Genomic DNA, 8,607 nt, shown 5'->3' on the forward strand with positions numbered 1-8,607 from the left:
TTTGCCACATTTTCTGAAGATAAGTGTGTATTTCTCTTGGCAAACCTTTTATACCCTCTATTCAGCAGGAATAGTTTCCTCATACAACTCCCATAAACTAACATCAATGCTATTCATAATTCCGCTGTTTTTGTAAGAAAATAAACCTATATTAAGTTGAAAAAGAGGATGTCTTTATGATTAAAAGTAAGCTATCAATCGGATTTATTTTTTTTATTGCACTTTTTAATGTTCATATAGTTTCCATACATAGTGAAGGATCTTCGGGTATGCAGATGCATTTTATTGATGTTGGGCAAGGAGACAGTATGCTAATAAAAACGCCAGCAAACAAACATATCTTAATCGATGGAGGTCCACCAGATGCAGGGAAACGAGTAGTGAAATATTTAAAAAAACAGGGTGTGAACAAAATTGATTTGCTTGTAGCAACACATCCTGATGTTGATCACATTGGTGGGTTGCCCTATGTGATGAAGCATATCAAGGTGGCAAAAATATTAGACTCTGGGAAGTTACACACAACACGGATGTATGCAAAATATATACAGGAAATACGAAAACAAGCTATTCCTGTGAAGGTAGCCAAACTACACGAAAAACTATTGGTTGATCCGCTGCTAAGTATCCAGGTATTAAACACATACGGTAAATCAAAAAACAATAACCAATCTTCGATTGCACTGAAGGTTAGCTATAAGGAAGTCGACTTTTTATTAATGAGTGATGTAGAAATGGAACAAGAAAAAGAAATAATGAAAAACATAGAAATAGATGCAGAAATTTTGAAAGTCGCCCATCATGGGTCGAATACAAGTACGTCCCTTAGATTTCTTAAAGCCGTGAGTCCACAAACAGCAATATTAACGTATAGTAAGGAAAATGATTATGGACATCCAGTTAACCGTGTGATAAAGAATCTTTATAAGGTAAATGCAAATATATATTCTACAGGGGCACTTGGTAATTTAGTTATTCGAACAGACGGTGAAGATTATCTCGTATTCCCAGAAAAAGAACCATTTTATAATTTAGATGCAAGTTAGCGATTTACAAATATATACAAAAATGATATCATAATGATATAGAAAGCATGGGGAAGGTGTGTATTATTATGATTCGAGAAAAACAGGCGTGGGTAATTAATGGTTTTATAGGGATTTTACTTATTGCAGCATTAGTAGCTGGAACTGTATTTAGTTTTTTCCAGCAGCAATTCGTACTAGGTGGAATCTGTCTAATTCTTGCGATAACGTTAGGTAGTGGTATTACGTTGGTTCAACCAAATCAAGCCGCAGTTGTTATTTTTCTTGGTAAATATATGGGGAGTATTCGGCGAGAAGGAATTGTAATAACTGTGCCATTTTCAGTACGAAGAACAATTTCACTGCGAGTACGAAATTTTAATAGTAAGCGTTTGAAGGTCAATGATGTGAATGGGAATCCAATTGAAATTGCTGCGGTTATCGTATTTAAAGTCGTCGATAGTGCTAAGGCAGTTTTTGATGTTGATCGTTATGAACAATTTGTTGAAATACAAAGTGAAACAGCTATTCGTGCTGTAGCTACCAAATACCCTTATGATACATTTACAGATGCTGAGCTAACATTAAGAGGTAATGCACAAGAGGTGTCTAATGAATTAACAGCAGAACTTCAGGATCGGTTAAATGTTGCTGGTGTTAAGGTAATCGAAGCCCGTCTAACACATCTTGCTTATTCAACAGAAATAGCTCAGGCGATGCTTCAACGCCAACAAGCAAGTGCGATTATTGCAGCTAGAAAGCAAATCGTAGAAGGTGCCGTAGGAATGGTTCAAGATGCTATTTTACAGCTTGAACAGGATGGTTCCGTTGAGCTCGATGATGAACGTCGTGTAGCAATGGCAAATAATCTACTTGTATCGATTGTTTCTGACCATGGCACACAGCCTGTCGTTAATACAGGAACCCTATATCAATAATTAAAAGAGGGGTAGTATGCCGAAGAAAAAGAGTTTTCCACTGCGGATAGATCCAAAGTTATATGAGATATTGCAGATTTGGGCAAAGGATGAGTTTCGCAGCGTAAATAGTCACGTAGAATATGTCTTACGAGAGGCTGCTAAAAAAGCAGGGAGATTGCCAACAAGCCAAGATAAGAAAATTGGAGAAGATTGATGAGGCTAGGATGAAAGAATTTTACCATATAAAACCGAAACGTTATCTAAAATATTTTAATTTCGTCCCAGCTTCTTTCAGCTTGTAGAGAAACCACTGTGTTTTCTACAAGCTTTTTTTGTAGTATAGGAAATTACAAAATTGTCCCATGTGGATAAATATAGGCGTGTTGAGTCGCGTCCAGCTCACGACCATAGCATGCCTTTGCAGTTCTTGGGCACCCGTAAAGCTACGTTCTACTCATACGATAAATCCCCTTATCTTCATTAGAAAGTAGATTCAATCCAGTCTTTGAGTAATTAGTGAGAAATATTAAAAGTTAATTCCTAATTTATTTTTAGGCGAGACACCTAATTTTAAATAAATGTATTGACTAATTAAAGATTTAGTTATATGGTTAGTTACATAAGTAATGAACCAAAGAACAAGGTGATGATATGAAAAACAGTTTAGATGAAAGCAAACCTATTTTCTTGCAAATACGAGAACAGCTTGAAGATGCAATCATTAATGAGTCGATAAAGCCAGGGGAACGTGTTCCATCTACTAATGAATTTGCCAACTATTATCAAATTAATCCAGCTACTGCTGCTAAGGGGATTAATGCGCTTGTAGCTGAGGAAATTTTATTTAAACGGCGAGGTGTTGGTATGTTTGTAACAGAAGATGCTAAAGAAATTTTAATAAAAAAAAGAAAACAAACATTTTATGAAAATTACATGCTTCCATTAAAAGCGGAGGCTAAAAAGCTTAGGATAAGTCTGGAGGAATTAAGAGAAATGATAGATAAGGGGGATACGAATGAAGATTGAAGTTCGTAAAGTAACAAAGCGATACCATCTTGATGAAGCATTAAAGAATGTCTCTTTTACTTTAAAAGGACCAAAAATTTATGGATTGTTAGGCAGAAATGGTGCAGGTAAATCGACCTTCATGGATATTTTAGCAGGGAATATCTTAGCAACTAGTGGCGAGGTATTGATTGATGGTGAAAATCCATTTGATAATCAAACGCTCAGTTCATCGGTTTGCTTAATTAAAGAAGGTAATAATTTTAAAAGGGAGTTAAAGATAAAGGAAGTTATCCGTATCTATGCTTTTTTCTACCCAGAATGGGATCAGCAGCTTGCTGAACAATTACTTCATGAATATAATCTCAAACCTCAGGCAAAGATTAAGACCTTATCAAAAGGAATGGAATCAGCTCTTGGAATAATTGTAGGTTTGGCAAGTAAAGCACCGATTACCATTTTTGATGAACCATATATCGGATTAGATGCAGCAGCACGCAAAAACTTCTATAAACAAATGTTAGAAGAATTCGAAAACGAAAAGCGGATGATTATTTTTTCGACGCATTTAATTGATGAAGTAAGTCTTATGTTTGAAGAAGTACTGATTTTACAAGAGGGACGGCTTGTACTACAAGAATCTGCTGAAGTACTTCGGGAACAAACATGTGCTGTGACGGGAAAAGTGGAGGATGTAGAAGCCTTCATTAAAGGTAAAGAAGTAATTGAAAAGAAACAGTTGGCAGGGATGATGACAGCCTACCTCTTTGGAAGTATGCAAGAGGCTGAAGAACAGGGATTAAAGGTCGAAGGAATTCCAACGCAGGAGCTGATGATCCATCTAACTGAGAAAAAGAGGGGAGCTTAATTAACCATGAATCAGTTAAAGGGACTATTATATTTCTTTTTGGTTGATATTCGTCATTTAATGATGATCTTTTGGACAGTATTATTATCCATATTAGTTGTTTGTATTGCCTTTGGTTTTTATCTCGATGCCATTGATGGGGGAATGATGACTTTTAGTTTAACGGCTCCAATTTATATATATTGTAGTATTTTAGCTTTTAACGTGGTAAAAGAATTTATCCCATTTTCTATTAAATTGGGGGCAACACGAAAGAATATTTTTATTAGCATAGGTATCTTCTTTTTCCTACTAGCTATTACAAAAGCAGTTGTTGCAAGTATTCTACAGGAAGCTATTTCATTTTTTACAAAGGTTATTGGTATTGAAGATTTCTACTTTTTACATCTTGCCTATTTTGTAAATGATACGTGGTATATACGAATAGGAATGGATGTCATGTTAATCTTTTTCTTAATGTCACTTATGTTTATGTTAGGATTGGTTTTTTATAGACATGGATTCTTAGGTGGTGGAATAAGCTTAGGTGTGGCTGCGGTTGTATTATTATTTGGTATTGCTCAGGGCTGGTTGATTGACTTTATTGTAGATCTAGTTGTGCATATTAATATGGTATTCTTTCTCCAATTATTCGCAGTTGGATTACTGCTATATCTTGCCTCATTTGCCTTTTTGAAACAAATAACAATTATAAAGGTGCGATAAGGTAGGTGCCAAGCTCCACTTATATTTATAGAAAAGAAGATTCGTTCCAAGCCATCGGCTTTGCTCCGCAATGTGGCGTTCACCGCTGTCTTTCCTTCTACAGGAAATGGAGGAAAGGCAGCGATACATCGCTCTTGTTTATCAAGGAGCTATATATTTTATGAGGTAGAGTAGTGCATTGTTCGTGTAATGAATTAATCGTGTTTGTTATGTTCAATCCCTTTGTTTGACTTGTGTGAACAATGGGGGAACTGCGATAATCCTGATGAAGACGGACAATTTTAGTCTAAGCTATTGGAGAAGAAGACACGGTGTATTCGTCTGATTAAGAAAGCGAGAAGAATTTCCAAGTCTAACCGTTCCTTTTTATGTTAGTGCTGTTTCTTTTTAAAACAATAAATAGCTACAGAAAGAATGATTATGATAAGGACAATCGTTGTAAAAGCAGTAGCAATTAATTGGGAGGTAACAGAACCGAGAACAAGCATTTCATGAATATAAGTTGATAAATTAACAGGACTCCACTTTATATGTGTACCAAAAACATTAGTAACAATACTTAAGATTATTGTTGTAAGGATTGTTAAAAATGCAACTAAACCTGGTGTTTGTATAATAGCATTATAAAAAATGGAAATGGTTACAACTAAAGTTAACCAAAGACCGTAATAGAATGTAACAAGTAACATAGATAAAAACTCGATTTCACCGTACAAGCTATTCGTATAATACCAGCTTGCTGTGATACCAAGAAACAAGGAAGTCCAGACAAGCAATAAAAGAGAAAACCATTTTGCTAAAATAATCGAACGGTAGGAGATGGGTTTAATAAGAAGCAAATCCATTACACCATTTTTTTGTTCTCCTGCAATGGTTCCCATAGAGATTAGCACAATTAAGAGAACACCAAGACTGGAAAATTGCCCTAAACTCATTAAAAGTATGTCTTGTGGAGCGTACTCAGGAAGTTCTAACACAGTTCCATCCGGTAATCCACCGATTGATTCTAATATCTGAGGAAGATAATAATTAGAGATTGGATCCATAATTGCTAAAAGAAGGAATACGAGTGGTACCCAAATCCATTTCTTGTTTCGCCAATTCTCTAACATCTCTTTTTGAAGTAAAACCTTAGTATGCATTATTCGTTCACCACCTTCATAAACATATCCTCTAAGGACGCACGATGTAATGTGAAATTTGTGAGTGGCCATTGTTCTTTAGAGGCGATTTGCAAAATTTCCTGTCGGGCATTTTGGATATTATGTGCGGTAATCTGAATCGTATCTCTTTCTATATAAACATTTCGTACGGAGGACAAAGTAGAGATTTTATCACGATAAATTGGCAGGTTTTCATGGCATTGAATGGATATCTTGGCTGTTTGATATTTTTGACGTAGGACATGCATTTCTCCTGATTCAATAATTTCTCCCTCTTTAAGCAGCAATAATTCATCGCTAATCTCATCTGCATCGCCTAATATATGAGTAGAAAAAAGAATAGTCATCTGTTGTTTTAACTCTTCCATAAGAGAAAGAACTTCTCGACGTCCAATGGGATCTAAAGAGGAGACTGGTTCATCGAGAACTAATAGCTTTGGTCTATGAATAATTGCTTGAGCTATTCCAAGACGTTGCTTCATCCCTCCAGAATAGTTACCAATTCGTTTGTTTTTTGTATTTGCAATTCCTATTTTTTCCATTAGAAAGGTAGCTCTTTTTACTGATTCTTGCTTAGTTAAACCTTCTAGTTGCCCGCTAAATGTAAGAAATTCCATTCCGGTCATCCAATTATAAAATACAGGATATTGAGGCAAGTACCCAATAAAGCTTCTAGCATCATCGTTTTTTGGTTTGTTTGCAAATTGTATGACACCGGAAGAAGGCTTTAGAAGTCCAGTTAACATTCTTAGAATTGTGGTTTTACCAGCACCGTTCGGCCCGATTAACGCAACGCATTTTTGGGGCGTTAGTGTATAATTAACATTGTTAACAGCTAGCTTATTACTAAATTTCTTGGTTAAATTTGTGATTGTTAATAATGTCATCTATTGTTGCCTCCTCCCGAAAATAAAATATGCAATCGGTCCAATGGTATAAATGAAGATAATAATGAAGAACCACATCCATCTCGGTCCATTCGTCTTTTCGACCTTAGCCCAATCAATAATTGCAATGATTAATAATATTCCTTGTATAACTAGCAACGGAGTAATAACCGCCCAGTTTATGGATTCAAACATTTCCTGCATAGTAACCTATCTCCCTTTTTATATTGCGAGCCATACGATTCCGATCGTGATCAGGACGAACAGGATAACAATAACCCAAGAAAGTGGTCTACCCCAATTCATTGTCCAACCAATTCCAAATCGCTTCTCTAAAAAGATCGTAGGATCGTTTTTATTTACATAAAATTGTCCAAGCTTCCAGTAACGATCATCATCCTTGTCGATTACTTCTACTTGACCTTTGCTTGAAGCTTTAATCCGACTGCCTCCTTGCCCGGTTGTAATGGAAAGGATAATAGCACCGATGGTTAATCCAATACTAATAAGGATAGCTGCACGAATCATTAAAGCTTGCGGTATCGGATACATAAAAGAGAATTGTACAATCGAAAACAGAATGGTTAATAGAATGCCGCCGATAATTGTAAATGCAGACCATCTTCTACGAAATAGTATATTCTGTTGCATAGATTCATTCGGGTTTTCAGCGTTTATTTGCTGCTTAGCTTTACCAATTATTGTATTAACAAAAACGAAAATTAACGTTAAGTAAAGCTGGATAATCGGCATTGCTAACACGGTTCGGTGTGATTTTTCAGCCCAATTAGTAACTTCGCCTTGGAAATTATATTGCATCGGTATTTGTTCAGGGAATTTTGCGTAGGACATCATACTAGCTATGATAGTTGCTATTGCGATAATAATTGAAAAAAGAAACCATGCATTGGAATATCTTAATTTAGATTGGTGAAATTGGGTATGAATGTAAACCTTCTGTGATTTTTCTTGCTTCCAATTAGATAATTTTTTCAACTGTTTCATCTTTATATGGAAAACGTAATAGCTGAGAAAGCTAAGTAGAATAAATACAGAAATGACAATGGCGAGCAGAATTCCAACTGCTGATTCTTCTAAGTCAGTTATCATATCGGTAATAAGAAAAATGCCTGTAGCAAAGGCGCTTAGGAAGCTAATAGCATAAGCATATTGTTTTCTCATTTTTTTAAGCTCTGGGGTATCATACACAGTCTCTGGAATAGATACACCAAAGCTTTCTGTTTTTCTAGTCAAATATGGTACGAAGATAAAAAATATAAACATGGGCACGAGTAAAACGATTAATACTAACGTTATATTATTCATCTAGGATTCACCATCTTTCGTAAATTCTGAATAAATATGTGAACACATGTTAAGAAATTCTTCTTTATTCAAATCTCGACAGATATTCTCAGCAATAATTGGGTGTAGCTCATGCTCCACTTTCGACCTATATTGATCATCTGCTTTTGGTACCCCATCTGGGTTAATGACGACACCCTTTTGACGATGTATATGAAGAAACCCATCTTGTTTAAGTTGCTGATATGCTTTATTGACAGTATGCAAGTTAATTCCGATATCCGCTGCTAACGAGCGAACGGAGGGCAACGTGTCACCAGGACATAATTGTCTTCTAGCAATGCCTTCAATGATTTGTTGAGATAGTTGCAGGTATATTGGATCTTTAGACTCAAAATCTAGTGATATGAACACATTCCATGGCACTCCTTTATATCTGTTATATTTAATGTATAACAGATATAACTTAGTGTCAACGAAAATATAATAGGTTGAGAATCGAAATGTCTCTGAATTCGAGCAATAAGGAATATGTAAAAGTGCTGTTCGAGCTGTGTTATTGTCATCTCAAAGAAACGAGCTACTGAGATCTCGTGAAGATGGATTACTCACAGGGGGTACGGGTTTTTTGGTTGGATAGAAGTAGATATAGCTGATTGTGGAATAAAAGGGGCTGGGACAAAACCCAGTAACTAAAAAAAGTGGTACGCCAATTTAGGGCGTATCACT

At 35.7% G+C, this 8,607-nt stretch carries 11 protein-coding genes; 6 read left to right on the forward strand and 5 right to left on the reverse strand.

The annotated features are described in order from the left end of the window. The first annotated feature begins 179 nt into the window (after nt 1-179). The 6 genes from JUJ52_RS16225 (at nt 180) to JUJ52_RS16250 (ending at nt 4,523) form a co-directional block, all read left to right on the forward strand. The gene (locus JUJ52_RS16225) at nt 180-1,046 is read left to right on the forward strand and encodes a ComEC/Rec2 family competence protein (protein ID WP_026679699.1); all 867 of its coding nucleotides are present in this window, start codon (nt 180-182) and stop codon (nt 1,044-1,046) included. Nucleotides 1,047-1,114: 68 nt separating this feature from the next. Then, nucleotides 1,115-1,963, forward strand: a complete 849-nt coding sequence (locus JUJ52_RS16230) for an SPFH domain-containing protein (RefSeq protein WP_034678201.1) — start codon at nt 1,115-1,117, stop codon at nt 1,961-1,963. Between the two features lie 16 nt (nt 1,964-1,979). Next, entirely contained in the window at nt 1,980-2,159 is a 180-nt protein-coding gene (locus JUJ52_RS16235) for a type II toxin-antitoxin system antitoxin (protein ID WP_026679697.1), read from the forward strand. Between the two features lie 437 nt (nt 2,160-2,596). Beyond that, the gene (locus JUJ52_RS16240; protein WP_026679696.1) at nt 2,597-2,971 is read left to right on the forward strand and encodes a GntR family transcriptional regulator; all 375 of its coding nucleotides are present in this window, start codon (nt 2,597-2,599) and stop codon (nt 2,969-2,971) included. After that, nucleotides 2,961-3,818 carry an ABC transporter ATP-binding protein gene (locus JUJ52_RS16245; protein ID WP_026679695.1) on the forward strand — a complete coding sequence of 286 codons (858 nt, stop codon included), beginning with the start codon at nt 2,961-2,963 and terminating at the stop codon, nt 3,816-3,818. The genes JUJ52_RS16240 and JUJ52_RS16245 overlap by 11 nt, the downstream gene beginning before the upstream one ends. A 6-nt stretch (nt 3,819-3,824) precedes the next feature. Further along, nucleotides 3,825-4,523 carry a hypothetical protein gene (locus JUJ52_RS16250; protein ID WP_205389666.1) on the forward strand — a complete coding sequence of 233 codons (699 nt, stop codon included), beginning with the start codon at nt 3,825-3,827 and terminating at the stop codon, nt 4,521-4,523. 371 nt (nt 4,524-4,894) lie between these two features. Here JUJ52_RS16250 and JUJ52_RS16255 read toward each other — a convergent pair whose 3' ends face one another. From JUJ52_RS16255 to JUJ52_RS16275, 5 genes are read right to left on the reverse strand one after another with little or no spacing between them, the layout of a single operon-like run. Next, entirely contained in the window at nt 4,895-5,665 is a 771-nt protein-coding gene (locus JUJ52_RS16255; protein ID WP_205389667.1) for an ABC transporter permease, read from the reverse strand. Next, nucleotides 5,665-6,573 (reverse strand): ABC transporter ATP-binding protein, encoded by a 909-nt coding sequence (locus JUJ52_RS16260; RefSeq protein ID WP_205389668.1) that lies wholly within the window; start codon nt 6,571-6,573, stop codon nt 5,665-5,667. The genes JUJ52_RS16255 and JUJ52_RS16260 overlap by 1 nt, the downstream gene beginning before the upstream one ends. Next, nucleotides 6,574-6,777, reverse strand: a complete 204-nt coding sequence (locus JUJ52_RS16265; protein WP_026679691.1) for a PLD nuclease N-terminal domain-containing protein — start codon at nt 6,775-6,777, stop codon at nt 6,574-6,576. A gap of 18 nt (nt 6,778-6,795) precedes the next feature. Beyond that, a complete protein-coding gene (locus tag JUJ52_RS16270) occupies nt 6,796-7,899 on the reverse strand; it encodes a DUF1648 domain-containing protein (RefSeq protein WP_026679690.1) in 1,104 nt (367 codons plus the stop codon). After that, nucleotides 7,900-8,292 (reverse strand): GntR family transcriptional regulator, encoded by a 393-nt coding sequence (locus JUJ52_RS16275; RefSeq protein WP_026679689.1) that lies wholly within the window; start codon nt 8,290-8,292, stop codon nt 7,900-7,902. It abuts the gene before it with no gap. Nucleotides 8,293-8,607 lie beyond the last annotated feature (315 nt).

Source organism: Virgibacillus sp. AGTR (assembly GCF_016919725.2).
GTDB classification, from domain to species: domain Bacteria; phylum Bacillota; class Bacilli; order Bacillales; family Amphibacillaceae; genus Virgibacillus; species Virgibacillus salarius.